The organism is Paraburkholderia sp. USG1, from assembly GCF_031570135.1.
GTDB classification, from domain to species: Bacteria; Pseudomonadota; Gammaproteobacteria; order Burkholderiales; family Burkholderiaceae; genus Paraburkholderia; species Paraburkholderia dioscoreae.
Map to the genome: position 1 here is coordinate 313550 of NZ_JAMWXW010000003.1, position 23962 is coordinate 337511.

The window sequence follows — 23962 nt, forward strand, 5'->3', positions numbered from 1 at the left end:
CAAACCATCACATGCCCCATGAGCGAAACCAGCCCACGTCTTTTCATCGTCTCGCCCCATTTCGACGACGCCGTCTTCAGTTGCGGCGCATTACTCGCCGCGCATCCCGACGCCGCGGTGTGCACGGTGTTCGCCGCGCCGCCCGAGCAGCCGATGCATACCGAATGGGATGAAAAATCGGGTTTCACGGACGCCCATCAGGCCATCCACGAGCGCACGCGGGAAGATAACCGCGCGCTGGAAGTGCTCGACGCGATTCCGCTGCGCATGCCGTTTCGCGACAGCCAGTATGCGGATTCGCCGTCCATCAGCAAGCTGGCGGCGGCGCTCGAAGAAACCATCTATCGCACCACCGCGAATACGCTGCTGATGCCGCTCGGCCTGTACCACGACGATCACGTGCGGGTGTTCGAAGCCTGCTGTGAAATTCTGCCGCGCCTGTCGCATCTGACCTGGTTCGGCTACGAGGAAGCGATTCACCGCCGCACGCCCGGGGTGGTGCAGGCGCGGCTCGCCGATCTCGCGCAGCGCGGCATCGTTGCGACACCGGCCCACCCGAGTGCCGGCCATACGATCGATCTGCAGCGCCGCGCGCAACTCAAACGCGAAGCCGTCAACGCTTACGAAAGCCAGTTGCGCGCATTCGGCGCGGGCAATTACGACGACATTTTCGCCACCGAGCGTTACTGGCAACTCAGCGTGGGCCGTCGCCTGAAAAAGTAAGAGACGCGGCGCGCCGGAAACGCGTACGCTTGAAGAGAACACCCGGCGTAAGTTCGACCGCGCCGCCCGTACCGTCCTCTTCCTCTTCTCCACCCAAAGGTGCCGTCATGAGCTACGACATGCATACCAGTCCGATTCCCGATCCGAACGCCGATCCGAACCGCGACCCGGAAGCCGATCCGCTGGTGCCGCCGTCGCCCGGCCACCACACCGAGGAACCGCAGCAGCCCGACGGCCCGCCGGACAAAGACCCGGTGTGACCGCATTGCGCGGCCGGCAACCGGAAACGCGAATCAGCGCATGAGTTCGCTGAAGCCTTGCAACAGACGGTCGACGTCGGCGGCGTGAATGTTGCCCATCGTCGAGATGCGGAACAGTTCCGCCGACAGGCCGCCTTGCCCCGCGTAGATGACGAAGCCGCGCGCCTTCAGCGCGTCGTGCAGTTGCGGATATGCGATGCCTTCCGGCAAGCGATACGCACGCAACACCACCGACGACTGCTCCGGCGGCAGCACGCTGCCGATGCCGCGCTCGGCAAGACCCGCCCGCGCCTGTTCGGCGAGCGCCGCGTAACGCGCATGACGCGCGCGCCAGCCGCCTTCGTCGGCGAGTTCGCGCAGCGCTTCGACCAGTGCGTAGTACGCATGCACCGAAGGCGTAAACGGCGTGTTGCGCTGATCCTGCAAACGCGCGAGACGTCCGAGATCGAGGTAGTACGTGCGGCTCGCCGCCTGCGCGAGCGCGGCGCGGCGTACCAGCACGAACGAGGCGCCCGGCACGCCATGCAGACACTTGTTCGCCGTGGCGGCCACGGCGTCGAGACTGCTGTCGGCGAAATCGATCGTTTCCGCGCCGAAACTGCTGACGCCGTCCACCAGCAGACGCAGCCCCCGTTCGCGACACAACGCGCCGAGTTCCGCCAGATCGTTCAGGCGGCCGGTCGTGGTTTCGTGATGGATCACGGCGACGTGCGTGAACGCCTTGTCCGCGTCGAGGTGGGCGGCGATCTTCGCGAGGTCGGGCGCCTGCATCCACTCGTGCTTCAGCGATTCATGCGCAATGCCGTACTGCGCGGCGATCTGCGAAATGCGCTCGCCATACACGCCGTTTTCCACGACGAGCAGCTTGCCGTTCTGCGGCACCAGCGCGGCGGTCATGCTTTCAACTGCCGCCGTGCCGGAACCGGTCATCAGCACGGCTTGCCATTCGCCGGCGTCGAGGCCGTAAAGATCGACGAGACGCGTGCGCGCCTCTTCCTGTAAATCGAAAAACTCGCTTTCGCGGTGGCACAAATCCGTCTGCAACAGGCTGTTGCGAACGCGTTCGGTGAGCGTCACCGGGCCGGGGTTGAGCAGCAGCATGGGCGCTCCTTGACGTTGACTTTAAGCGGCGCCGATGTGGCGCATGAGACGCGTCTTCACATCGGGCGGCGTGATGGTGGGACGCGGCAGCCCGTCGGGCGTGCCGCCGCGAATGGCCAGACGCGCGAAGCGCGGGCCGTCGAGGGGCGCGGCTTCGAACAGCGCGTCGATCACGTTCGCGTCGTCGCTTTCGACCGCCGACGCATAACCGCACGCCGCAGCGACGCCCGCAAACGAAACCTGCGACGACACCGTCGCCTGGCCGCCGGTGGAGTCATGCGCGCCGTTATCGAGCAGCAGGTGCGTGAGATTCGACGGACCGTATGCGCCGATGGTCGCGAACGCGCCCATGCGCATCAGCGCGGCGCCGTCGCCGTCGAGCGCGACCACGTGCAGATCGGGACGCGCGAGCGCAAGACCCAGCGCGAACGGCGTCACGCAACCCATCGAGCCGACCATGTACAACTGGTTCGGACGGTCCTCGATCGCGTAGAGTTCGCGCCCGCAAAATCCGGTCGACGCGAGCACTACCGTCGATTCGAGCGGCGTGTGCGCGATCACCTTGTTCAGCGCGTCGTGACGCGAAGCCAGCTCGCTCGCCGCCACATTCGTGAACTGCGATTGCGGCGTAACAGGCACGCGGCGCGCGCTCGCGCCGCTGTCCTTCAACTCATACGGCGCCACGCTGCCCTTCTGCATCACCAGCGCATAAGGGCGGCCGGTTTCATCCATATGCGCGATGGCGCGATCGAGAGCCGGGCCGATCGCGTCGGCTTCGGTCGGGAAGGTTTCCCACGGAATCTCCATTGTCTCGAGCATCGCGGGCGTGATTGGGCCCATCAACGCGTGCTGCGGTTCGTCGGCGACACCGGGCTGGCCGCGCCACGTGACGATCAGCAATTGCGGCAAGCGGAAGGTCCACGTGAGCGAGGTCAACGGGCTCACGGCATTGCCGAGCCCGGAGTTCTGCATCATGGTGATGCCGCGCCGGCCGTTGCGCGCGCCGAGCGTGACGCCCGCGATCAACGCGACGGCGTCGCCTTCATTGGCCGCCGACACGTAATGCAGCGACTCGTCCTGCAACACGTAGTTGATGAACGGCGTGAGATACGAACACGGTACGCCTGCATACCAGTCGAAGCCGCGCTCGCGCGCCGCCTCGACAAACTGTGCAGCCTCGATCATTGCGCGGCTCCGCTCGCTGCGCCCGTCGCTGCGCTGTTTGCCGAGCCGCCGGCCGCAGCCGCGAACGGCGCCTGCGCATGCGCGAAGTCGCCCGCACGGCGGAAATCTTCGAGGTCGTTCACGCCGCGCCAGTGGCCGTGCACGTATTGCACTTCGATCGATTCGCCTGCTTCGATCAGCGCGTTCAGCAACGCGGGCATGTCGAGCGACGCGAAATCCGGGCGCGCCTGCAACTGGCTCATGATCGCCTGCAAACGCTCGCGGCCTTCGCCACGCACGTTCAGCAGACCGACCCAGCGGCCATGCGGCGTTTGCGACGCGATGGCCGAGGTTGCGTCCTGCCCGCTCGATACGTGACGCAGCACGACCTTGTTGCCGAACAGACCGCGGTCGTCGGCCGCCGAGCACCACGCGAAATCGCGCACGCTGGCGTTTTCCGCATCGGTCAGCGACGAATCGACCACCACGCTGAACGCCGCTTCGCTCTCCACGAGATCGCGCAGGATATAGCTGCGGAACAGCAGATCGCCGTACGAGATCACCGTGTCGCCCGCCAGCTTGTCGACCGCGCAGGCGAGCGACGCGAGTTCGCCGGTTTGCGCGTGCTGTTCGTTGACCACCAGCTTGATGCCGGCCGTGTCGATCGCATCGGCGCGATAACCGCCGACCACGGTGATATCGTTCACGCCCTGCTTCTTGAATGCATCGACGAGCCAGCGCAGCAGCGGCTTGCCGGCGATCGGCAGCATCACTTTCGGACGGTCTTCGGTGACGGCTTCGAGACCCTTGCCGCGGCTTGCCGCGAGCACGACCGCGGAACCGGCCGCTCGGCCGCTCGACAGGTAGCGGTCTTCGGCTTCTGAATATTCGTCGGCATCCTGCAGACGGAAAATTTCATTGACGGCGGCGATGCTGTCTTCCACGTTGACGAGCGTTTCGCTCGAATGGATTTCCTTGGCGACGGCCTGCATGGCCGAGGTGGCCGCGCGAATCAGATGGTTCGCCCAGATCACGGTGCTGATGCCGGCTTCGCGGAACACTTCGGTGGGCGTGCTGTAGTACTTGGTCGGCACGATCACGAGCGGACCACGGCCCGCCCATTCGCGCGCGAACTCGAGAATTTCGTCGGGACGCGAGAGCTTGCTGTGAATCAGGATCGCATCCGCGCCGGCCTGGCGGTAGGCTTCCGCGCGACGCAGCGCCTCGTCCATGCCCCAGCCGGCGATCAACGCTTCAACCCGCGCGACGATCGAAAAGTTTTCGTCCGACTGCGAGTCCTTACCGGCTTTGATCTTGCCGCAGAACTCATCCATATCGGCGAGCGGTTGCGCTTCGCCGTTGATGAAGCTGTTGGTCTTGGGAAACTGCTTGTCTTCGATACACACGCCGGCAATGCCGCGCTGTTCGAGCTTGCGCACGAGACGGCGCACGTTGTTGAAGTTGCCGTAGCCGGTATCGCCGTCGAGCAGGATCGGCAGGTCGCTCGCGTCGGCCATGAATTCGAGCGTGTCGACGACTTGCGTCCAGCTTGCTTCGTTATTGTCGCGCACGCCGAATTGCGCGGAGATCGCGAGGCCCGAGCCCCAGATCGCCTTGAAACCGGCTTCGCGGACGATCCGCGCGGACAGGCCGTTATGGGCCTCCATCATGAATTCGAGTTCGTTGCTGACAAGCATCTGGCGCAGGCGCGCGCTACGGGAAGCGGAGATAAAGGCAGGTTCGCGGGCGTTCATTATTTGTACTCCTGGTGGCGGGCTTATTGGCGCTCTTCTTTTGCCCGACTGGCGGCTGGAAAATGGCGACTATAGCGGAATTTTTATTTATTCGTCTTCCCCGCGACGGCGGCTTTTCCCCATTTGCGGATAAGTGGAAAAATGTGTCGTTTTTTGCAAGCTGGGTAATGCATCGTCTGGCGTTTGTATTTTGTTGGCATTTTGTGGAATCTTGACGCAACTGCTTGCTGTGTTGCAGGTAGGCAGTGGATTCGTGCAGTTGGGTCGCAAGCCAATTGTGGCGATCTTGAGGCTTTTAATATCCGGCCTTCATTTATGGAATGCCCCGATTATTAATCTCGATTCGCAAGCACCGGCATTTTTAAACGGCAGTACAGGGAAAGCCGGATTGAATCAATACAAAATAAAATAATCCCTTCGAATCAAGCATGAAAATGCCATGCTGGCCGTAAAAAACCCTTTTAGTCAGACAAATAAAAATCTCCGACAGCGGGTTTCCCCTGCCTGTGGAGTCCCTGAAGCCGCGCCGTAAACACAGTCAGCGACAAGCCATTCGCCGCAAGCGAACCCAATCCTGACCGACACTGTGCGAAAGCAAAAAACCGCTATGACTTTGAACAAGAAACTGGCCTCGATGATCGGCGTCCTCTGGATCGGCCTGATCCTGATCGGCGGCTTCGGCGCATGGCAAAACCGCGCCTCGATGATTTCGGATCGCCGCGATCAGCTGCAATCGCTGATCGACCAGGCCAACCACATCGTCGGCCGCTACTACACGCTCGCGCAGCAGCACACAATCACTGAAGACGAAGCCAGAAAGCAGGCGCTCGCGACGCTGGCGGCCATGCGCTACGGCAAGGACGGCTACATCTCCGTCAACGACTCGCAGCCGGTCATGTTGATGCATCCGTTCAAGCCGGAAATGGTCGGCAAGAACCTTGGGCAGTTCACCGATCCGGCGGGCAACCATCTGTTCACCGATATCGTCACCGCGGGCAATCGCGAAGGCGGCGGTTTCATCGACTATCTGTGGGCCAAGCCGGGCAACGATAAGCCGGTGGCCAAAACCAGCTACGCGCTGCACTTCGCGCCGTGGGACTGGTATATCGTCACCGGCATGTATATGGACGACGTGCAAAGCGAGTTCTACGCCAGTCTGCTGCGCTGGCTCGTCATCACCGTCACGCTCGGCGCGATCGCCACCGTCGTCATGCTGCTGGTGCTGCGCAGCATTCGCCGCTCGCTCGGCGGCGATCTCGAAGCGGCCGTGGAACACGCGCAGTTAATGGCGGGTGGCAATCTCGCCACGCGCGTGCCGGTGCGGCCGGACAGCGCCGGCAGCCTGCTGCACGCGCTTCAGACGATGCAGGCCGGCCTCGTCGAAACCGTGTCGCGCGTGCGTCTCGGCACGGAAAACATCAATATCGGCGCGACGGAAATCGCCGCCGGCAACACGGATCTCTCGCAGCGCACTGAAGAGCAGGCCGCCGCGCTCGTCGAAACGGCTTCGAGCATGGACCAGATGACGGTCAACGTGAAGCAGAACGCGGACAGTGCGCAGCAGGCCGCCCACCTCGCCGGCCAGGCCGCGGACGTCGCCACGCGCGGCAGCCGCGTGGTCGACGACGTGGTGCGCACGATGGGCGAGATCACTACCAGTTCGCGGCAGATCGGCGACATCATCGGCGTGATCGACGGCATCGCCTTCCAGACCAACATTCTCGCGCTCAACGCAGCCGTGGAAGCGGCCCGCGCGGGCGAACAGGGTCGCGGCTTCGCGGTGGTCGCAGCCGAAGTGCGCAGCCTCGCGCAACGCTCGGCCACGGCGGCGAAGGAAATCAAGGCCTTGATCGAGACTTCGACGCATACGGTCGAAGCCGGCGCGTCGCTGGTCGCCAACGCGGGTTCGACGATGGGCGAGATCGTGCAGTCGGTGCGGCGCGTGAACGAGATCCTCGAAGAGATCAGCAACGCCTCGCGCGAACAGAGCGCGGGCATCGAGCAGGTCAATCGGGCGGTCGGCGAAATGGATCAGGTCACACAGCAGAATGCAGCGCTGGTCGAGCAGGCCGCGGCCGCGGCGCATTCGCTGAAGGATCAGGTGGGAGTGCTGCGCGAAGCGATCTCGAGCTTCGCGCTGCCGGCCTGACGGTTTCGAACCACCACCCGCAACCGACGCAATCAGTCACCCAAAAAAGAAGGCGCTCAACAGGCAGAGAGCGCCTCTTTAACACGCCGCGTCGGAGTCGACGCATTAATCGAACGAAAGAGCCGCGCGGATTTTTCAAGTCCGCGCGGTTTTTTTATGCCCGTACGCGGCTCGCCCATCTTCGGCCACTCATGGTCGACGTGGGGCCGCCTTGCGCGGCGAATGCTTACCTCACCCCGGAGCGCCGCCGCGTAGAGCCAGATTTGGCGTCGGCGAGTTCCCGGACGCGCCCGGCGGCGACACGGTGCGCGAAGCCCTACCCGGTCACGCCCCACTTGCGCGGATCTCCCATACGGATTACGTTCTCATTACAATTGAGCCGGCCTTCCTGGCGATCGGCCGCGACGTGCGGCCACGACGCGCCCAGCCATGTCGTGGCGCCGGCCGAGCGATTTCGCCGGCACTTCAGGAAGGCATTCGCCGCCGCCGATTCGGGCGACGCAAGTTAATCGAGCTGTTCGTTATCCGCCCCTAATGATCCAGAAGAAGAAATCGCAATCTCACGACCCCTACGCGCCCGTCGCGAAGAACCAGTTGCTGGCCGCGCGCCTGCCGATGTGGCGTTCGAAATTCATCGTCCTGCTGGTGTTCGGCGCGTTCGCCTCGCTGACGGGGCGCGCGTTCTGGGTGCAGGTGGTGAACCAGGATTTCTACGTCGATCAGGGCCAGAAGCGCTACCAACGCACCATCGAACTCGACGCGACACGCGGGCGGATTGTCGATCGCAACGGCTCGATGCTCGCCGTCAGCCTTGCGACCTACGAAATCTGGGCCTCGCCCAAGCTGATCGACGAAGCCGCGGTCGCGCCGCTCTCCAGGCTGCTCGATCTGCCGCTGGCGGAGTTGCGCAGGCGTCTGAACGGCGACAAGACCTTCGTCCTGCTCAAGCGCCAGGTGGACGCGGAGACCGCCGGGCATCTGTCCAAACTGGGCCTTGCCGGCATCACGCAGATCGCGGATTCGAAGCGCTTTTATCCCGAAGGCGAATCCGCGGCACACGTGGTCGGTTTCACGGATATCGAGGACAACGGCCAGGAAGGTATCGAACTCGCCGCCAATGAACAACTGCTCGGCGTGCCCGGCCAGCGCGAAGTGATCCGCGACCGTCTGGGGCGCGTGGTGTCCGAGACCCGGCCGCTGGTGCCCGCGCAGAACGGCGAAACTATCCACCTGACGATCGACCGGCGGATTCAGCAGCTCGCTTACGCGCAACTGAAGGAGGCTGTTGCCCGACATCACGCCGAAGCCGGCAGCGTGGTGGTGCTCGATGCCCGCAACGGCGAAATCCTGGCGCTCGCCAACTACCCGAGCTTCGATCCGAACGACCGCGCCCGCCTGACCGGCCGCCAACTGCGCAACCGCGCGGTGGTCGACACTTTCGAGCCGGGTTCGACCATCAAGCCGGTGGTCGTCGCACTGTCGATCGACGAGGGCAAGGTGCGGCCGCAGAGCATTATCGACACCGCGCCCGGCTGGTACAGGATCGGCCCGGCCGTGATTCACGACACCTCGAATCACGGCGCGATGAGCGTCGCCGAAGCGGTGCAGAAGTCGAGCAATATCGCGCTCGCCAAGCTCGCGCTGAATCTGCCGGCCGAAAAGATCTGGACCAAGTATCAGGAATACGGGCTCGGTCTGCGCCCCGAGCTGACCTTTCCGGGCGTAGCGTCGGGCAAGGTGCGGCCGTATAAACGCTGGCGTCCGATCGAACAGGCCACCATGGCGTATGGCTATGGGCTCTCCACGTCGCTATTGCAGATCGCACAGGTCTACACGGCCTATGCCGGCGACGGCACGATGCATCGCGTCAGTCTGTTGCGCAGCGGGGCGGGTAACGTCGAGCAATCCGCGGACGCGGGTCATGCGGTCACGACGCCGGCCACCGCGCGCGCCATCCGCTCAATGCTGGAAATGGCGACCGGCGTGGGTGGCACCGGGCGCGCGGCAACGGTGGAAGGCTACCGGATCGGCGGCAAGACCGGCACGGCGCGCAAACAGGTCGGCGCGACTTACGCGAAGAACCGCTACCGTGCGCTGTTCGTCGGCATGGCGCCGATGAGCGACCCACGGCTGATCGTCGCGGTGATGATCGACGACCCGGCGGGTAAGGCGTTCTACGGCGGAACGGTGGCCGGCCCGGTGTTCAGCGGCGTGACGGGCGGAGCGCTGCAGTTGCTCGGCGTGCCGCCGGATGCGCCGGCGATCTGAATGCGGCGAATTCCCGCAGCACGCGCCGCTCAACCGGCCGTGTGATCGCCGCTTGCGCTCACCAGCGCTTCGATGCGATTACGGCCGTTGCGTTTGGCCTGGTACATCGCGCGATCGGCTTCCTCCATGATCGCGCCGCCTAACGTGGCGGCTTCGGTCGGCGTGCCACTGACCATCCGCGACGCCACGCCGATCGACACCGTCAAGGCGATGCGTTCGCCATGATCGTCCTGCAAAGCCAGCCTTTCGACCGCCAGCCGCACGCGCTCGGCGACGGTGAGCGCGTCGGCCCGGTCGCCTTGCAGCAGCGCGGCAAATTCCTCGCCGCCGTAACGCGCCACGGTATCGCCCAGACGCACCTGCTGCCGCACACAAGCCGCCACCGCCGCCAGCGCGCGGTCGCCGGTCTGATGGCCGTAGGTGTCGTTGATCCGCTTGAAGCTGTCGATATCGATGAAAAGACATGCCACCGGCATGCGATAGCGGACGGCGCGCATGACTTCCTCGCGCAGCCGCTCGTCGAAATAGCGGCGATTGGCGAGGCCTGTCAACGAATCGGTCATGCCCAGTTGCTTGAGCCGCTCGCGATGCGCGACATTGTCGAGGCTCGCTGTCACGATGCTCGCGAAGCGCTCCAGAATGTCGGTGGCCATGCCTTGACCGAACCGCGCCGCGTCGTCACTGCCGAGCCAGAGATAGCCGCTGATCGTATCGCCGGAGGCAAGCGGCAGCAGGATCGCACTTGCCGGCACATCTTCCGCATCACCGAAGAAAGCGCGCCGCACGGTGTCGTTCAGTTCGCGCAGTGTGCCGAGCCACGGCCGGCCGTCTTCGCACAGACCTTGTGCCGCAAGGCCGCCTTCGCGCGAAGTTCGCAAGCGGGGCTGATCGAGTGCCAGCAAGGCGACCGGTTCGAGCAGTTCACGCAGCATCGGCGCGCGGTCGTCGAGCCAGAGCGTCACGCCCGCCAGCGAGAATTCCCGCGGCAACTGACTGAATAGCGTGTCGAGAAAGGACGCGAAGTCCTGCGCGCCGATCAACCGTAGTTCCACGTTCTGGAAGCGGCGTAGCGTGCGCTCATTGTGCTGCACGGTATCGACGAGCGAGCGAAGACGCTCGGCGAGCGGCGTTTGGGCGAGATTCGTCACGTTGTGAGGTGCAGGCCCGAAGGCGGAGCGGGGTTGGCGGCCCCAACCACTCTGATAACGGCCAATTTCGCGAGGGCTTGAGGGTGCGCACCGCCTACGCTTTTGCGCGATCTTAAGTCTCGCTTAATTCTTTGCTGTAACCATGAGGCACAACATCCCCTGTTGAAGCCGCCAGAACATCGGCGGCGCTTTTTCTCCGGGGTGTCGACGACGCGCCAGAAGACGGGCTGCAGGCCCGCGAAGAAGGAGTCAAATCATGGATGAAGACACGGTATTCGAGCATCTGCGCGCCATGCCCGACAACGAATGGGTCCGGCAGATTCACTCATGCAAGGTCTCGGACCCGCTGCAGCATCCTTGGGGGCGTTCGTACCGGCTCGTCGAATGGACCATGAAGCACACGCCCGAATCGAGCCGCCGGGTGGTGCCCGCCGAAAGCACGCCGCTTGAAATCGCTCAGGCTGTCGTCTCGCACGTTCCGGGCCGGCGCTTCTGCCAGCAGAGCGACGAGTAGTAGCATACGAAGGCGCAGGTTGCGTGCGACGCATTCATCGCGCTAGCCGTCTGGCGCGATCGATACGCAGTAGTCCAATGCATCGTCCAGCCGGTCGTTGCCCCAGAACATTTCATCGCCCACAAAAAATGTCGGCGCGCCGAAAATGCCCCGGCGCGCGGCCGCTGCGGTCTGTTCACGCAAGCGCAGTTTGTTCGCGTCGCTTTGCGCCTCGGTGATGATCTGCTGCGCGGGCAAACCCAATTCGCCGAGCGCCTCGCTCACCACCTCCAGCGAACCGATATCACGGTCACGCGCGAAGTTCAGTTGCATGATCTCGCGGCAATAGGCGGCCATCCATTCGCGATCCGCGCCGAGCAACGCCACGCGCATGGCGAGAAGTGCTGCACGTGGAAATGTGGTGGGACGCTTCAGTGCAATGCCATATTTGCGGCATTGCCGCTCCATGTCCTTCCACACATACGCGCCCTTCTCTTTCTGCAGCACGAATGGCGAATCGTCGAAACCGAGGCCGCGAAAAACAGGGCCCAGCAAGAAGGGGCGCCAGCAAATCCGCGCGCCTCGCGCCGCAGCCAGCGCTTCGATGCGCATGACGCTGAGATAGCTGTAGTTGCTGCCGAAGTCGAACCAGAACTCGATTTCCGGCGCACGTGTGGTCGCGCAAGCCGCGGCGTCGCTCATGTTTGCCCCTCCGATCGTATGCAGGTACATGGCGACCGCCGATGCCCCGCGTCTTGCAAAGCTTAACAGTCGCGTGGTGCGCTTATCCCTATGATGGCTCTTCGCTCCGCCACGTCAGATGGTCATACATCATGCGCTATCCCTACGACATCCTTACCGCCACGTGTCTTTTCATCATCGTGGTCTCGACGTCCATCATGCTGGCGCTGTGCTGAGCCAATCGGGCCGCCTTTCGCGCAGGTGGTAAGCCCGCGAAAGTGCTCTACGCGGTTCCGTAAAGAGACGGGATATACTGTACGCATATACAGTACTTTTCGTCTGAGCAATGCGCCTTCCACACTTCGAACCTCCCACGCTCGCCGAATTGCGCGCCTGGTGGCGCACCCGCGACGAGCAGGCCGTTCAGCGGCTCATCCTCGAAATCCAGCGGCAGCGGCTCACGCTACTGGAACTGCGCAATCTGATCGACTGCGGCGTCCAGCAGGCGCGCGCAGCGGACCGCACGCTGGTTGAACGCGGCGAACCGTTGATGACGCTGCGCATCAGGATCGCCCAGGAAGTGCTGCGTGTCGGCGACATCGACGATACGCAGCAGATGAGCCGCACCCAACAGGAAAGGCTCGCGGTTCGCACCGAAGGCCAGATGGAATATGCGCGCGAAGGCCGTCTCAGGCGACAGCGCCGCAATATCTAGCCACAACGCGGTCGCGCTACTCCCGCAGTGACGGGCAGCAACGTGCGCGGATTGCTCAACGCGTTTTCAACGCGTTTGCGTCGCCACACGCAGGCCGAGCGAAATGAACAGTACGCCGATGATCCTGTTCTGCCAGCGCGTCAGCCACGTCAAACGCTTGACGAGTTTGCCCAGCGGACGAATGGTCAGCACGATCAGCGTCGTATAAAGCGCACTCATGCCGACAAAGATCAGCCCGAGCGTGGTGAACTGCAAGAACGTGGAACCGTGTTCGGGATGAACGAATTGCGGCAGAAACGCGAGAAAAAACAGCGCAGTCTTAGGGTTCAGCACTTCGGCGGGAATGGCCTGAAAGAAAGCCTTCGCGGCCGATACCGGCGCCACGGCCGGCATATGCGCGCCCGCCTGTTTCTCGCGCAACGCGCGAACGCCCAGATAGACGAGATAGGCCGCACCGACGAACTTCACCGCATTGAAGGCCAGCGCGGAGGTCATCAGAAGCGCCGAGAGGCCGACCGATGCGCCCAGCGTATGAATGAAATCGCCAACCGCGATACCGAGCCCCGTGAGAATGCCGGCCTGGCGGCCGCCATGCACCGTGCGCGTCAAAACCAGCAGCACAGCCGGACCGGGAATCAGAAAAAGCCCGAGTACAACGGCAACGAAAGTCCCTAACGTGGATAGATCCAGCATGCTGTCTCCTTGATGACGCGCGCCGAGTTTCGCGGAAGGGCGCGCGCGTTCAGCAAAAGATTGTAGACGAAGGCGTGCAATTTCATTGGAGCGCGGCAGACGATAGTCACCACGGCGAAAAACACGGCGCTCAAGGCGCGCATGCGCCGCGACGCCAGATCCATCAGCAGGCGCCGATCCGTTACCATGACGGGCACGGTGCCGCACGCGGCCCGTATTTTTCATCCACCGAAGTCTTTGCCTTGCCCACTTATACGCTGCCCGCGCCGTTGAGCGCAGAACTCGAGATTCGCAAGAGCCGATTTATTGCGTATGCGATACCGGTCGCCGACCGCGACGCCGCGATGGCCGAATTGCGGCGTCTGCGCGACGAGCATCCCGCCGCGACGCATGTCTGCTGGGCGCTGCTGGCGGGCGGCCAGTCCGGCATGTCCGACGACGGCGAGCCGTCCGGCACCGCCGGCCGGCCGATTCTCGAAGTACTGCGGCATCACGATCTGGACGGTGTGCTGGCCGCCGTCGTGCGCTACTACGGCGGCGTGAAGCTCGGCGCCGGTGGACTCGTGCGCGCGTACACGGACGCGATCGCTTCGGCTTTACTGGATGCGCCGCGCGTCGAACGGATCGCTCAGGTTTCGCTGACCGTCGAAGTGAGCTACGCCGACGAGGCGAAAGTGCGCCGATGGATCGATGCCGAAGGCTATGCGCTTGTGGACAGCGCCTACGCGATGCTGGTGAAGATGACGATCCGCTTGCCCGTCAACGCGGTGGATAACGCCCAGCGAGCGCTGGTGGACATGACGCAGGGGAAAGCCGGGTTCTTCTGATGGCTCGACGATCCGCAGGCCAGACCGCTGCTCGCTTCTTTGCAACCCTCGCCTGACTATGCGAGCGGTTCGATCTCATAGCAGTCGCTGTTGCCGTTCGCCTGATCATTTGATATGTCATCCTGAGTACTTTCCGAGCCACGCGAGCAAGCCCTGTGCGTGTCCGATGCGCACAGTTTTCATGCGCCGCGGTTATTGTCGTGAGATAACGGCATTCGCATCGATTTGGCTCGGGCGCCGATCGATGCGTGGACGCCATCCTCTATTGACGCTGTGTCTCTTGCAGCGCCTGCTGGCTATGATGGGCACACCCGTTTAAACCTCCGCGAATCCGGGCCGCGACCTCATTAAGAGACGCACGGATCCAGGTCGCTGTTACCATGTCGTTTATTCCCCGGAATGACTCAATTTAAAAGGGTAATCCCTCTGACTTCGACCGCCGCTTTTTCCAGCACAGCGCCTGAGTCGCCGCATTGGAGCGCGCCTCTGCCGCAATCGCTCAGTCCTACCCATTCACCCCTGGCAACGACCATGCTCAAGGGATGCGGCACGATCGCGCTACCGCTGATGCTCTCTGCCTGCTCGTGGTCGTGGTTCGGCCTGAATAGCGCGCCGCGCGCGGCGGCGCATCCGACCGGCTGGCTCAGCGTCGCCCCCGCCCGTGACTTCCCCTACATTCCGGCCCGCAATGGACAGGTCTCACCGAACCGCATCGAAAACACGGCGATGACAGGCATCGTGCTCAAAGACGATATCAACGAAACCGTGCGCAACGGCATTGTGAACAGCCTGAAAATCGCCGGCTTTCATCTCGACTCGGGCAAACGGGTTCTCAGCGGAAGTATTGAAAAATTCACGGTGGACGACACGCGCTCCACAGCGTTCTGGACGCTGAAAATGCGTTATGTGGTAACTGATGCCACGACCCAAAAGGTCGTGTTTTCAACCACCAAAACGGTTAAACAGAAATCACCCAAATTCACCAATAACACCATCGCCATTGAAGACACGGTCAAGCTGAGCGTCGACGCGTTGATCGGCGATCCGGGCTTTGTCAAAGCGGTGAATTGAGGGCGCCGACCGCGTAGCCCCGGACCGGTTTCGCTACAATGAACTGGAGGAAGATATATCGCGCGGGCCGCCGTCTTGCCGTGTGATAGATCTCCAGCGTCCATTCACCGCGCGAGCCGTCATGTCCATCACCGCCTGGCTGTTCTTTCTGCCCGCCTGCTTCGCGATCAATCTCGCACCCGGGCCCAATAATCTGCTGTCGATCAATGTGGCGGCGCGCCATGGTTTCATGACCGCGTTCGTCGGCGGCACGGGTCGCCTGATCGCATTCGCCATGATGCTAGTGCTTGCAGCGACAGGCCTTGCAGTTGTGTTGCACGCGTCGGAGTGGTTCTTTCTCGCGATCAAGCTGGCCGGTGCCGCCTATCTGATCTGGCTCGCCATCCAGCTGTGGCGCAGCGACGCGCCTACCCTCGACACGGCACAGCAGCACGATGCCTCGCTTGCGCGGGTCACTCGGCGAGAGTTCCTCGTGGCCGCCGGCAACCCGAAGGCCATTCTGGTGTTCACCGCGTTCCTGCCGCAGTTCGTCGATATCGCCAAGCCTATGCTGCCGCAGTTCGCGGTGCTGGGTCTCAGTTTTCTGGTGCTGGAATGGTTTGCTATCGCGCTGTATTCGTGGGCGGGGATGTATCTCGGGAAATGGCTGGTGCGCGCGCGGGTTCGGAGGTGGTTTAATCGCTGCTGTGGGTGTTTTCTGGCGGCGATCGGGGTGGGGTTTTTGATGGCCAGGCGGGGGTGAGCACATACGGGCAAGGCATTCAACTGCCCTGCCGTGGCTTGACGATTCGAGCAGGGACGCCTGCCACCGTTACATTCGGCGGTACGTCGAACGTGACCACGGCATTCGCTCCGATCTTCACGTTCCGCCCAATCGTCACCGGCCCCAATATGCATGCGCCCGCGCCGATCAGAACGTTGTCCTCGATTATCGGCGCGCCAGGCTGGCCGCGGCCCCCAATTACCACGTTGGGTGCAATGACGATATCGTTACCTAGCACCGCGTGCCGGTGTACCACGATACCGAGCCCCTGATAGCCGAATATCACGTTGCGCCCCACTATTACCGACGGCGGCAAGGATACAGAAAAGACCACGCGGTTAAAAACCTTCAACGCCCAAGGCAGAAAAGGCACGTGCAGCCGATAAAGCAGATGCGCAATGCGATAAATGTGCAGCATGAAAAACTTCCCTTTCCACAGTCCGTGCAACTGGTCTACCCCGGCTACCGCTGGACGATCAAAGCCTTACCCAACATCAGTGCGAACTTGCTGTTCGTGACCAGATAGCGGCGCCACATACGACGCGGTTCCTGCAGGACACGGAAGAACCACTCCAGACCGGCTCTTTGCATCCACCGAGGCGCGCGGCTGACTTTACCGGCCACGACATCGAACGTTCCGCCAACCCCCATTACGAAATCGACACCGAGCGCGGCCTGCCAGCGGTTGATAAAATTTTCCTTGGTGGGCGAGGTAATCGCCACGAACAGCAGTCGTGCGCCTGACTCGCGGATCCGGTCGACAACGGATTGCTGGTCGTCGCCGAAATAACCGTGATGGTATCCGGCGATTTGCAGACCGGAATAGCGGGCTGTGCATATCGTGGCGACGCGTGTGACGACCTCATCGGTCGCGCCGAGCAGAAACACCGGAAGTCCAAGCTTCGCCGCCTCCGCCAGCAAGCGGTCGAATAGATCGACGCCGGCAACGCGCTCAGGCACCGCGTGACCAAGCATTCGCGCGGCCCAGATCACGCCCATCCCGTCGATATTGATCAGATCGCAATCCTGCACCGACTTTGCCAGTTCCTTGTCGGCCTGCATGTGTACGAGCTTCGCCACATTGACCACGACATGCTGGGTGAACTGCCTTGCATTGACGCGAGTTACGATTTCGGCAACCGTTTCGTCCATTGTCGCCGCATCCATCGGACATCCAAACACTTCAATACGCTTCATAACACCACTCTGTTAGTTCCCTGACACCCACCCATGAATAGCTTGCCGCGGGTGTAGTCTTTATTTCTTCGACACCGAGACCGGTCCATAAAACAACGTGATCTCGCTGACGTCCGACACCGAACTCTTCCACCCAGACTTGTACAGCCCCATTTTCAGATACGCGTCCTGTACGCCTATATAGGCGTTCGGCACCCCTTGCGACGCGAACACCAGATGTCCGTCCTTCCACAACTGAGTCGAAGCGTGGTAACCAGAATCGTCGGCAACATAGCGCAGCGACCAGTTGACCCACTTGCCCTTGTCAACGTCGGCGCAGCACAACCACTTGCCTGCGGAAACGGTCGCAGTATTCACCCCTCCCCGCTCCGAAATGGCGTACTGCTTACCCTGCAAACTCAGCGCGATTGTCGGGCCGCCCGTCCATTCGCCCTGGTGTACCTGAGTGATGATGACCGCCTGTTTGGCGTCGAAGGTAAATCCAACCGGTATGAGCGTGCTCCATCTGATCAGATAATCCGGTCCTTGCGAAAAACTCACCGCTTTCGGAAAGATCAATTCCGCGCGGGGCACGCCGTTCGCGATCCTCGAAAAGTCCTCGGATTGGAACATATGAACTCGTAAAGCCTTTCGTCCGCCCACCACGGGATCGTCGACCACGGTGATATCGCCGGGATTTGCCTGAACGCCGATGCCGGCATCGATACCGTGGTCCCATCCGGTCGAGAAAATCCTGTCATACGTGCTCGCCAACGCGGTCATTTGCGGATCGGTCCAGGCAATTCCGATATCCTGGGCGCGAGCAATACTTAAGGTTCCTAAAAGACAAATTAGCGTCAATCGATATGCCCATCTCTGCCTCATATAAGTCACGCCCCCCTGAATCCGCTTACTTGCCGATAACAACGAACATACTGACTGACAATCGCGTCAACCGAATAACGGCTCAAGGCTCTTGATACCGCCTGCCGCCCCATCGCACGCGCAAGTTCAGGACTCTCCATCAAATGCCGGATTCTCTCCGCGAGTTCGTGTGCGTCGCCGCAACGGACGAGATAGCCTGTCACGCCCTCCTCGACCAGATCGAAGAATCCGCCGACGCGCGTGCCAATCACGGGGCGTCCGATAAACATCGCCTCCAGTGTCGAGATGCCGAACGCTTCAAAATGACTCGGCATGCAAAATACGGCCGCGTCGCGATAGAACGCGAGTTTTGCATCGCCCTGCAACCAGCCGACAAAGCGGACCTGGTCGCTTACGCCGTATTCGATCGCTGCGCGAGTCCACCTATCCGTATCGCCCGCACCGGCTAGCCGCAACTGAACCTTAAGGCCCTGCCGATTCAGCGCCGCAATCGCCCTCAGCAATTCGTCGAGCCCCTTGCCTTCCGTGAATCTGCCGGCAAAGGCGACATATCGCGTCATGTCCGCGCCCTTCCCGTCCGAGGACTCGGGCAAAGCCGCACCGGCCGCCAACTCGGCGCTATACGCCGTATTCCCGATCACATACAGATTGTGCGTAATGCCTCGATGACCCTGGAGCTCTGACGCAATTGCTGACGACACAGCCACCACGGCGTCCGCCCCGCGAATGAAGCACGACACCGCTTTACGAGTAGTCGGTCCATTACTCGCCCAGAAATCCTGGAAATTACCCGCATGCAGATGAAAAATGGTCTTCTTGCCGAACAACCGGGCAAGAAGGTACAACAGGAATTTCCGATAGAACGACCCACGGACCGACACATGGAAATGAATCAGGTCAACACCTTTGAGCACCGCAAACAGAAAGCGAGGAATGTCGACTAGCGCAAAACACAGCAGCGATCTCATGCTCTGGAAACCATGTGTTTCGAAGATGGCCACAACGACGCCCGCATGCCGAAACCTCGCCCGCTGTGCGCCGAGTTCAGCGAGAACAGATGCAATGCCGCCTCGCTGACCTTGTCCCGGTCCCACGTGCAGCACGCGTAACGGCGCCGCTTCGTGAGACAGGTTTGGGTTATCGTCCTGGCGCTTACTCATCGTTCCACCTTTTCGTTAAAGGGCGGCGATGCCGCGGCGCGTTCGACGAGCACGGCGATCATGGCCAGGTACGGGCTGACGATCGCCGACACCAGCACGTGCCCCGCCGTGCAGGCCATTGCCATCAAGACGATATAAAACCACTTGCCGAAACCCGGCGCCGCACCGCATCCACCATGCAAAAATGCCTTCGCCACGCCCCACAAATAGAAGATACCGACCGGCACACCCATCGCCAACATCAGATCCGGAACATCGATCTCAACCAGATAACGCACTACCGGATAACCGCCCGTGAACAGCGGGACATAGGCTTCCTTTGCTACTTCGTCCCATACGTTTGAAAACTTGACATCACGCCCGGACAAAATCATGGTAAATACTCCACCGTTGCCCGCGTGATCACGTTGATACATGAAATAATTCAGACTGAGATCGACGGCGCTTTGCACGCCCGGCAGCGACAGATAGACGGCCACCGTGACGCCAACCAGTACTGCAACGAGTGTCAATGCGCGGACGGTCGCTTGCGGCACCTTATGTCGGCAGTAGAAATATGAACATGTCATGGCAACCGCTCCGGCCATCGCCGCTTTGGTACCCACGAGGCAAGAGGCCAGCACGATGCTGCACACCAGCGCGCCATTCCACGCCGACCAGCCCGACTTCAAAACTCTCAACAGGCTGTAGCCCAGCCCCACGATCATCAGCGCGGATGCTTCGTTCTGTGCGTACACAATGCCCTTGTAGCCGGAACGGATCTGCGTTTCAGCCCAATAGCTACGAAACATATCGATCGAGAACATTGCACCCGCCACGATCGCTAACGCGTAGGCAAGCAACGTGAACCGCATGATCGGTTCCAGCTTGCCGAGTTGCCGGTCGCTCATTCCCGAGAGGGCTGCAAGGCAAACAAAAAAGGAGAACGACTTGAGAACGAAAACCGTCTGCTGCACGAACTCTGCGCTCGACATATCCCCGAATGCGCACGTCCCAGCCGATGCCACGACCGCCAGCACGGCCAGCAGCGCCGTGCGCCAACTCGAGAGCCTCATCCGGCCGCTTGCCAACAGAATCAGTAGCAGCCCCGTCACCATGCTCCCGCGCACGAACAGCGAGTAGCGCGCCTCGCCGCCCGCAGCCTCGATTCCATGCGCGGCCCGGACTGACAGATAGTCAGCGAACGGCGACAGTGCGAGACCGCCGGCGAACACCATCCATATCAACGATCCCGGAAGCAGACGTGTCGGCTTCAGTACCGTCAATCCGCTTTGCCTGTGCAGAAATACGCTGTTAATCATGGCGCGCGCTTGCCGCTTCGTTTACCGGCGAAAACCGCTGCAACGCAACCACACTCCAACGCGCCGCGGTGCGTGCAAGACGTAGCGGCCAAAGCGCCACGTCATGCCAGGACGCGCGTGAACGTATATTCGCTCTACGCTCATCCTCGATACTGCTTGGCAACCGGTCAAAGTCTTCCCACACCGCGTACGGGCGCAATTCGACTACGCGAGCACCGCCTTCGTCGCGATGCCACGGCCAATCATCGAGCAGCGCGCCGAGTGGGCGTTCCGAGTATGCGAGGGCCCGACGGGCGGCGTGCGCCGAGATCCAGTAGCCCACGGCTCCCGACGTCCACTGTTTGAACGGGACACCGACACGCAGCCCGCCGACTCCGGTGACCCGTCTGAGCGGTTCATTGAAGTAGGTCCACGACGACGCGGTGCGGCGCAACTTGGATCGTCCCAGGAGAACAATGTCGGCAACGGCGGACAGTTCGGGCTCGTTCGCACGCAACACGTGTTCAAAGAAAGCCGGTTCGAGCATCGCATCGTCTTCGAGGACCACTGCGGCGCGCCCTGTCTCGACAATCTTGCGCCACACCGAACGATGGCTCATGAAGCACGCCACCTCTGCACGGGTCATCGAACGTCCGTAACGACGGCGAGCCGCAGCGTCGTCATAGACGGCATCCAGTTCGCTTTGCGCAAGCGAACGGCCATCCACTGCGTCCTCGATTCGAAATGCGGCGCCATGATCGGTCAAGAACCTGGCGATCGCGTCGCGACGGCCAGAACGGGACAGGGATATGACTTGAACGGGTACCAGGCTTTCCATCATCGAATCAACAGTTGGGTAAAGTGGTGGCGTAGCGATGGTTTGCCGAGGATCATCGCGACATATACAGCGAGCAGCGCTGCCTCTGCGGCGAGCACCGACACCGCAGCGCCCTCGGCGCCGAAACGCGGTGTCAGAACGATCGCCAGTCCGACGTTCAACGCGCCGGCGGCCAGCATCAACAACGAACGGGTACGGGCACTCCCGAATGGCACCAGCACCTGCAATCCGAGGAAATAAGCCAGGTTGCCGAATACCGTTGCCCCGCAAAGCAGCTTCAGCAGCGACGCCGAGCCGGCATAGCCCGCACCCAATATCAACGCAGTAAGAGGCACCGACGCACAGGCGATGACAGCCAGGCCGGCAAGTGTCGTCGCCACAGTGGCAAGTGCGCCGATAACCGTAAGCCGCGCAGCCGAGCGGGGCTGCGCCTTGAACAACGAAGCGATGCGCGGGTAGCAAACCGTGTTGATTTGAGCCGGCACCATGTTGGCCACGGTTTTGAGCTTGTCGGCGGCCGTATAGATGCCCACCTGATACGGCGTTGCCATTGACGCGAGAATGACCGCGTTGGTAACGCCGAAAAGACTCGCTGACGCCGACGAGACGAACATGTCGGCGCTTTCCCTGACGCGCTGGCAAACCGAGCGTACCGAGGCCGAGGGAAGACGCAACACACCCATGCGCCGTGCGGCAACCAGAGAGAACAGGCCGGTCAGAACCGCCGCTCCTCCCTGGATTCCCGCCGCGAAAGCAACGTCGCCACTATCGCGAACGAAGATGAACGTCAGCGGTAACGCCGCAAAGCGTCCCGCCAACGCCACTGTCGCAAACACCGGGAAGCGCTCCAATCCTTGCAACAGCCAGTTCAACGTAAAGACATTCCCGATCGCCATCGGCCACGCGGCGAGTACCACGGGAAGAACCGAAGCCAGCTTTCGATCAAAGTGCGCGACGACCAGTAGCACCGCAAACGAGAGTGCGCATAGGCATCCCTTCGCGGTCATCGTCGACCAGACGAGCTCGTTAAGCGCCTCCGGTCGCTCCCGGCGTTCGACTACCGCCTTGGGACCACTGAGAAAAAACCCCCACTCCGTCACCAGCATTCCGTACGTGGCGACCGCCATCGCATACCCGAGCACGCCGAAATTCGCCGCGCCGAGCACACGCGTCAGATACGGAAACGTCGCCAGCGGCACGAGGTAATTCCCGATCTGCCACACCATCATGGCGAGGAAGTTCGTGCGGATGCGCGGCGCCTTCACCGCCGGCTCCGCGCGCGTTGCATATTGATCGCTCAATCGATGCCTCTGCGTGCGGGCCTTGAAGAACACGACGGCTTACGCATGCGCCAGAACGCCGCGCGTATCGATCACGACCTTCGCCTGGAATCGAACCGGATCCACGCGCCGGAACTGCGCGTGATCGACCAGAATGACGATAATGTCCGCCTCCAGCAGCGCTTCGTTCAATTCGCAGAGCCTGACCTTGCCGTCGAGCGCCGCGGGCAACGTTCTGACATTGGGTTCGACCACCACCACCTGGCCCGCGAATCGCTCCGCGAGTTCGTCGGCGATTTCGACCGCCGGACTTTCGCGCAGGTCGTCGATATTCGCCTTGAAAGCCAGCCCGAGGCACGCAATCACCGGATCCTTGAAGCGTCGCGCCGCGCGTTCGACGCGGTCGATCACATAGCCCGGCTTGGAGTCGTTGACCGTTCGCGCGGTACGAATCAGGCGCGCCTGCTCCGGTGCGGAATCCACGATGAACCAGGGGTCGACGGCAATGCAATGACCGCCCACGCCGGGCCCCGGCTGCAGGATGCTCACGCGCGGATGCCGGTTCGCAAGGCGAATCAACTCCCACACGTTGATATCGAGCTTGTCGCAGATAATCGAGAGTTCGTTGGCAAAGGCGATGTTGACGTCGCGGAACGAATTCTCGGTGAGCTTGCACATCTCGGCTGTCCGGGCATCCGTCAGGATGCAATCGCCGCGCACGAAGCTTTGATAGAGTTCGCGCGCCAACTCGCTGCACCGGGGCGTCATGCCGCCGATTACGCGGTCGTTCTCAACCAGTTCCCGAATCACGTGACCGGGCAGCACGCGCTCCGGACAATGAGCGATGCGGATATCCGATTGTTCGCCTGCCTGTTGCGGAAAAGTGAGATCGGGACGCACTTGCGCCATCCAGGCTGCCATCTGTTCGGTCGTGCCGACCGGCGAAGTCGATTCGAGCACCACCAGATCGCCCTTCTTGAGCACCGGCGCGATCGCCTGGCTCGCCGCCTCGACGAAGCGGAGGTCCGGCTTGTAGCCGTCCGAGAAAGGTGTCGGCACGGCAATCAGAAACGCATCCGCAGGCTCGGGCGTGATCGTTGCGCGCAGATAGCCTTGCGTTACCGCCGCGTGCACCAGCATGTCGAGCTCTGGCTCGACAATGTGAATGGCGCCGCGGTTGATCGTGTCGACCGCATGCTGGCTGACGTCCACGCCAATGACGCGCTTGCGGCGTGCTGCAAATGCGGCCGCTGTTGGAAGTCCAATGTAGCCGAGGCCAACCACCGAAACAGTTTCAAAATCCATTTCTTTCCTATATCCGTAAGCAGATTGCGTTCGCTCAGACCGCTAGAGCCGAACTGAAACGTTTTGCAAATAACGCATTGGCAATGCGAGGGCAGGCATGGTCATCGCCATATGGACGATGGGTTTCATCACACCTGCGTCGAAGACTTCTTTCGGAAGATGCGCGAAATCCGTTTGTTCATAGGCGAGCCGTGCACTGATCGCGCGTCGTGAAATGACGCGCGACGA

Annotated in this window: 24 protein-coding genes; 10 read left to right on the top strand and 14 right to left on the bottom strand. The window is 61.9% G+C overall.

Features of this window, described 5'->3' with window-relative positions:
- The first annotated feature begins 18 nt into the window (after window positions 1-18).
- Together NE850_RS06095 and NE850_RS06100 are read left to right on the top strand one after the other, a co-directional pair.
- Window positions 19-723: a PIG-L deacetylase family protein gene (locus NE850_RS06095; protein WP_007176552.1), complete on the top strand. Its 705-nt coding sequence runs from the start codon at window positions 19-21 to the stop codon at window positions 721-723.
- A 107-nt stretch (window positions 724-830) separates the two neighbouring features.
- Complete coding sequence (locus NE850_RS06100) at window positions 831-983, top strand: hypothetical protein (protein ID WP_007176551.1); 153 nt, start codon at window positions 831-833, stop codon at window positions 981-983.
- Window positions 984-1016: 33 nt separating this feature from the next.
- Here the strand turns inward: NE850_RS06100 and NE850_RS06105 are convergent, their stop codons facing one another.
- From NE850_RS06105 to aepX, 3 genes are read right to left on the bottom strand one after another with little or no spacing between them, the layout of a single operon-like run.
- Window positions 1017-2084: a 2-aminoethylphosphonate aminotransferase gene (locus tag NE850_RS06105; protein WP_007176550.1), complete on the bottom strand. Its 1068-nt coding sequence runs from the start codon at window positions 2082-2084 to the stop codon at window positions 1017-1019.
- Between the two features lie 21 nt (window positions 2085-2105).
- Complete coding sequence (gene aepY, locus NE850_RS06110) at window positions 2106-3269, bottom strand: phosphonopyruvate decarboxylase (protein ID WP_007176549.1); 1164 nt, start codon at window positions 3267-3269, stop codon at window positions 2106-2108.
- A complete protein-coding gene (aepX, locus tag NE850_RS06115) occupies window positions 3266-5002 on the bottom strand; it encodes a phosphoenolpyruvate mutase (protein ID WP_007176548.1) in 1737 nt (578 codons plus the stop codon). Before aepX ends, aepY begins: the two co-directional genes overlap by 4 nt.
- Before the next feature lie 211 nt (window positions 5003-5213).
- On the opposite strand from aepX, the gene NE850_RS06120 reads away from it, so the two are divergent.
- The 3 genes from NE850_RS06120 (at window position 5214) to NE850_RS06130 (ending at window position 9419) form a co-directional block, all read left to right on the top strand.
- The gene (locus NE850_RS06120) at window positions 5214-5414 is read left to right on the top strand and encodes a hypothetical protein (RefSeq protein WP_165187982.1); all 201 of its coding nucleotides are present in this window, start codon (window positions 5214-5216) and stop codon (window positions 5412-5414) included.
- Window positions 5415-5609: 195 nt separating this feature from the next.
- Window positions 5610-7151: a methyl-accepting chemotaxis protein gene (locus NE850_RS06125; RefSeq protein WP_007176547.1), complete on the top strand. Its 1542-nt coding sequence runs from the start codon at window positions 5610-5612 to the stop codon at window positions 7149-7151.
- Between the two features lie 534 nt (window positions 7152-7685).
- Window positions 7686-9419, top strand: coding sequence for a penicillin-binding protein 2 (locus NE850_RS06130; RefSeq protein WP_007176546.1), 1734 nt, complete (start codon window positions 7686-7688; stop codon window positions 9417-9419).
- Between the two features lie 29 nt (window positions 9420-9448).
- On the opposite strand, the gene NE850_RS06135 is transcribed toward NE850_RS06130, so the two are convergent.
- Window positions 9449-10567: a diguanylate cyclase gene (locus NE850_RS06135; RefSeq protein WP_007176545.1), complete on the bottom strand. Its 1119-nt coding sequence runs from the start codon at window positions 10565-10567 to the stop codon at window positions 9449-9451.
- Window positions 10568-10823: 256 nt separating this feature from the next.
- Between NE850_RS06135 and NE850_RS06140 the strand changes: the two genes are divergently transcribed.
- A complete protein-coding gene (locus NE850_RS06140; RefSeq protein ID WP_007176544.1) occupies window positions 10824-11081 on the top strand; it encodes a DUF2866 domain-containing protein in 258 nt (85 codons plus the stop codon).
- Window positions 11082-11123: 42 nt separating this feature from the next.
- Here NE850_RS06140 and NE850_RS06145 read toward each other — a convergent pair whose 3' ends face one another.
- Window positions 11124-11762, bottom strand: coding sequence for a 2-hydroxychromene-2-carboxylate isomerase (locus tag NE850_RS06145; protein ID WP_007176543.1), 639 nt, complete (start codon window positions 11760-11762; stop codon window positions 11124-11126).
- A 325-nt stretch (window positions 11763-12087) separates the two neighbouring features.
- Between NE850_RS06145 and NE850_RS06150 the strand changes: the two genes are divergently transcribed.
- Window positions 12088-12456 carry a hypothetical protein gene (locus NE850_RS06150; protein WP_007176542.1) on the top strand — a complete coding sequence of 123 codons (369 nt, stop codon included), beginning with the start codon at window positions 12088-12090 and terminating at the stop codon, window positions 12454-12456.
- A 66-nt stretch (window positions 12457-12522) separates the two neighbouring features.
- Here NE850_RS06150 and NE850_RS06155 read toward each other — a convergent pair whose 3' ends face one another.
- A complete protein-coding gene (locus NE850_RS06155) occupies window positions 12523-13149 on the bottom strand; it encodes a LysE family translocator (protein WP_007176541.1) in 627 nt (208 codons plus the stop codon).
- Between the two features lie 242 nt (window positions 13150-13391).
- Between NE850_RS06155 and NE850_RS06160 the strand changes: the two genes are divergently transcribed.
- The 3 genes from NE850_RS06160 to NE850_RS06170 all read left to right on the top strand — a co-directional run bounded on the left by NE850_RS06160 (window position 13392) and on the right by NE850_RS06170 (window position 15789).
- Complete coding sequence (locus tag NE850_RS06160) at window positions 13392-13976, top strand: YigZ family protein (RefSeq protein WP_165189612.1); 585 nt, start codon at window positions 13392-13394, stop codon at window positions 13974-13976.
- 531 nt (window positions 13977-14507) lie between these two features.
- Entirely contained in the window at window positions 14508-15047 is a 540-nt protein-coding gene (locus NE850_RS06165; RefSeq protein WP_310698547.1) for a hypothetical protein, read from the top strand.
- Window positions 15048-15168: 121 nt separating this feature from the next.
- Window positions 15169-15789 (top strand): LysE family translocator, encoded by a 621-nt coding sequence (locus NE850_RS06170; protein WP_007176538.1) that lies wholly within the window; start codon window positions 15169-15171, stop codon window positions 15787-15789.
- Between the two features lie 19 nt (window positions 15790-15808).
- Here NE850_RS06170 and NE850_RS06175 read toward each other — a convergent pair whose 3' ends face one another.
- The 8 genes from NE850_RS06175 to wecC form a co-directional block, all read right to left on the bottom strand.
- Window positions 15809-16228: a serine O-acetyltransferase gene (locus tag NE850_RS06175; protein ID WP_007176537.1), complete on the bottom strand. Its 420-nt coding sequence runs from the start codon at window positions 16226-16228 to the stop codon at window positions 15809-15811.
- A 44-nt stretch (window positions 16229-16272) separates the two neighbouring features.
- Window positions 16273-16962 carry a WecB/TagA/CpsF family glycosyltransferase gene (locus NE850_RS06180; protein WP_310698531.1) on the bottom strand — a complete coding sequence of 230 codons (690 nt, stop codon included), beginning with the start codon at window positions 16960-16962 and terminating at the stop codon, window positions 16273-16275.
- Between the two features lie 105 nt (window positions 16963-17067).
- Entirely contained in the window at window positions 17068-17871 is an 804-nt protein-coding gene (locus tag NE850_RS06185; RefSeq protein ID WP_035516501.1) for a heparin lyase I family protein, read from the bottom strand.
- 5 nt (window positions 17872-17876) lie between these two features.
- Complete coding sequence (locus tag NE850_RS06190) at window positions 17877-19031, bottom strand: glycosyltransferase family 4 protein (RefSeq protein ID WP_007176534.1); 1155 nt, start codon at window positions 19029-19031, stop codon at window positions 17877-17879.
- Window positions 19028-20128 carry an O-antigen ligase family protein gene (locus NE850_RS06195; RefSeq protein ID WP_310698532.1) on the bottom strand — a complete coding sequence of 367 codons (1101 nt, stop codon included), beginning with the start codon at window positions 20126-20128 and terminating at the stop codon, window positions 19028-19030. The genes NE850_RS06190 and NE850_RS06195 overlap by 4 nt, the downstream gene beginning before the upstream one ends.
- A gap of 196 nt (window positions 20129-20324) precedes the next feature.
- Window positions 20325-21152 (bottom strand): glycosyltransferase family 25 protein, encoded by an 828-nt coding sequence (locus NE850_RS06200; protein ID WP_310698533.1) that lies wholly within the window; start codon window positions 21150-21152, stop codon window positions 20325-20327.
- Window positions 21149-22450, bottom strand: a complete 1302-nt coding sequence (locus NE850_RS06205; protein ID WP_232064316.1) for a flippase — start codon at window positions 22448-22450, stop codon at window positions 21149-21151. The genes NE850_RS06200 and NE850_RS06205 overlap by 4 nt, the downstream gene beginning before the upstream one ends.
- A 39-nt stretch (window positions 22451-22489) precedes the next feature.
- Window positions 22490-23734: a UDP-N-acetyl-D-mannosamine dehydrogenase gene (gene wecC / locus NE850_RS06210; protein ID WP_007176530.1), complete on the bottom strand. Its 1245-nt coding sequence runs from the start codon at window positions 23732-23734 to the stop codon at window positions 22490-22492.
- Between the last annotated feature and the right edge of the window lie 228 nt (window positions 23735-23962).

Coding starts and splice junctions, on each gene's coding strand:
- NE850_RS06095 (WP_007176552.1), top strand. CDS start 19: ATGAGCGAAACCAGCCCACGTCTTTTCATCGTCTCGCCCCATTTCGAC.
- NE850_RS06100 (WP_007176551.1), top strand. CDS start 831: ATGAGCTACGACATGCATACCAGTCCGATTCCCGATCCGAACGCCGAT.
- NE850_RS06105 (WP_007176550.1), bottom strand. CDS start 2,084: ATGCTGCTGCTCAACCCCGGCCCGGTGACGCTCACCGAACGCGTTCGC.
- aepY (WP_007176549.1), bottom strand. CDS start 3,269: ATGATCGAGGCTGCACAGTTTGTCGAGGCGGCGCGCGAGCGCGGCTTC.
- aepX (WP_007176548.1), bottom strand. CDS start 5,002: ATGAACGCCCGCGAACCTGCCTTTATCTCCGCTTCCCGTAGCGCGCGC.
- NE850_RS06125 (WP_007176547.1), top strand. CDS start 5,610: ATGACTTTGAACAAGAAACTGGCCTCGATGATCGGCGTCCTCTGGATC.
- NE850_RS06130 (WP_007176546.1), top strand. CDS start 7,686: ATGATCCAGAAGAAGAAATCGCAATCTCACGACCCCTACGCGCCCGTC.
- NE850_RS06140 (WP_007176544.1), top strand. CDS start 10,824: ATGGATGAAGACACGGTATTCGAGCATCTGCGCGCCATGCCCGACAAC.
- NE850_RS06145 (WP_007176543.1), bottom strand. CDS start 11,762: ATGAGCGACGCCGCGGCTTGCGCGACCACACGTGCGCCGGAAATCGAG.
- NE850_RS06150 (WP_007176542.1), top strand. CDS start 12,088: ATGCGCCTTCCACACTTCGAACCTCCCACGCTCGCCGAATTGCGCGCC.
- NE850_RS06155 (WP_007176541.1), bottom strand. CDS start 13,149: ATGCTGGATCTATCCACGTTAGGGACTTTCGTTGCCGTTGTACTCGGG.
- NE850_RS06165 (WP_310698547.1), top strand. CDS start 14,508: ATGCTCAAGGGATGCGGCACGATCGCGCTACCGCTGATGCTCTCTGCC.
- NE850_RS06170 (WP_007176538.1), top strand. CDS start 15,169: ATGTCCATCACCGCCTGGCTGTTCTTTCTGCCCGCCTGCTTCGCGATC.
- NE850_RS06175 (WP_007176537.1), bottom strand. CDS start 16,228: ATGCTGCACATTTATCGCATTGCGCATCTGCTTTATCGGCTGCACGTG.
- NE850_RS06180 (WP_310698531.1), bottom strand. CDS start 16,962: ATGGACGAAACGGTTGCCGAAATCGTAACTCGCGTCAATGCAAGGCAG.
- NE850_RS06185 (WP_035516501.1), bottom strand. CDS start 17,871: ATGAGGCAGAGATGGGCATATCGATTGACGCTAATTTGTCTTTTAGGA.
- NE850_RS06190 (WP_007176534.1), bottom strand. CDS start 19,031: ATGAGTAAGCGCCAGGACGATAACCCAAACCTGTCTCACGAAGCGGCG.
- NE850_RS06195 (WP_310698532.1), bottom strand. CDS start 20,128: ATGGTGACGGGGCTGCTACTGATTCTGTTGGCAAGCGGCCGGATGAGG.
- NE850_RS06200 (WP_310698533.1), bottom strand. CDS start 21,152: ATGATGGAAAGCCTGGTACCCGTTCAAGTCATATCCCTGTCCCGTTCT.
- wecC (WP_007176530.1), bottom strand. CDS start 23,734: ATGGATTTTGAAACTGTTTCGGTGGTTGGCCTCGGCTACATTGGACTT.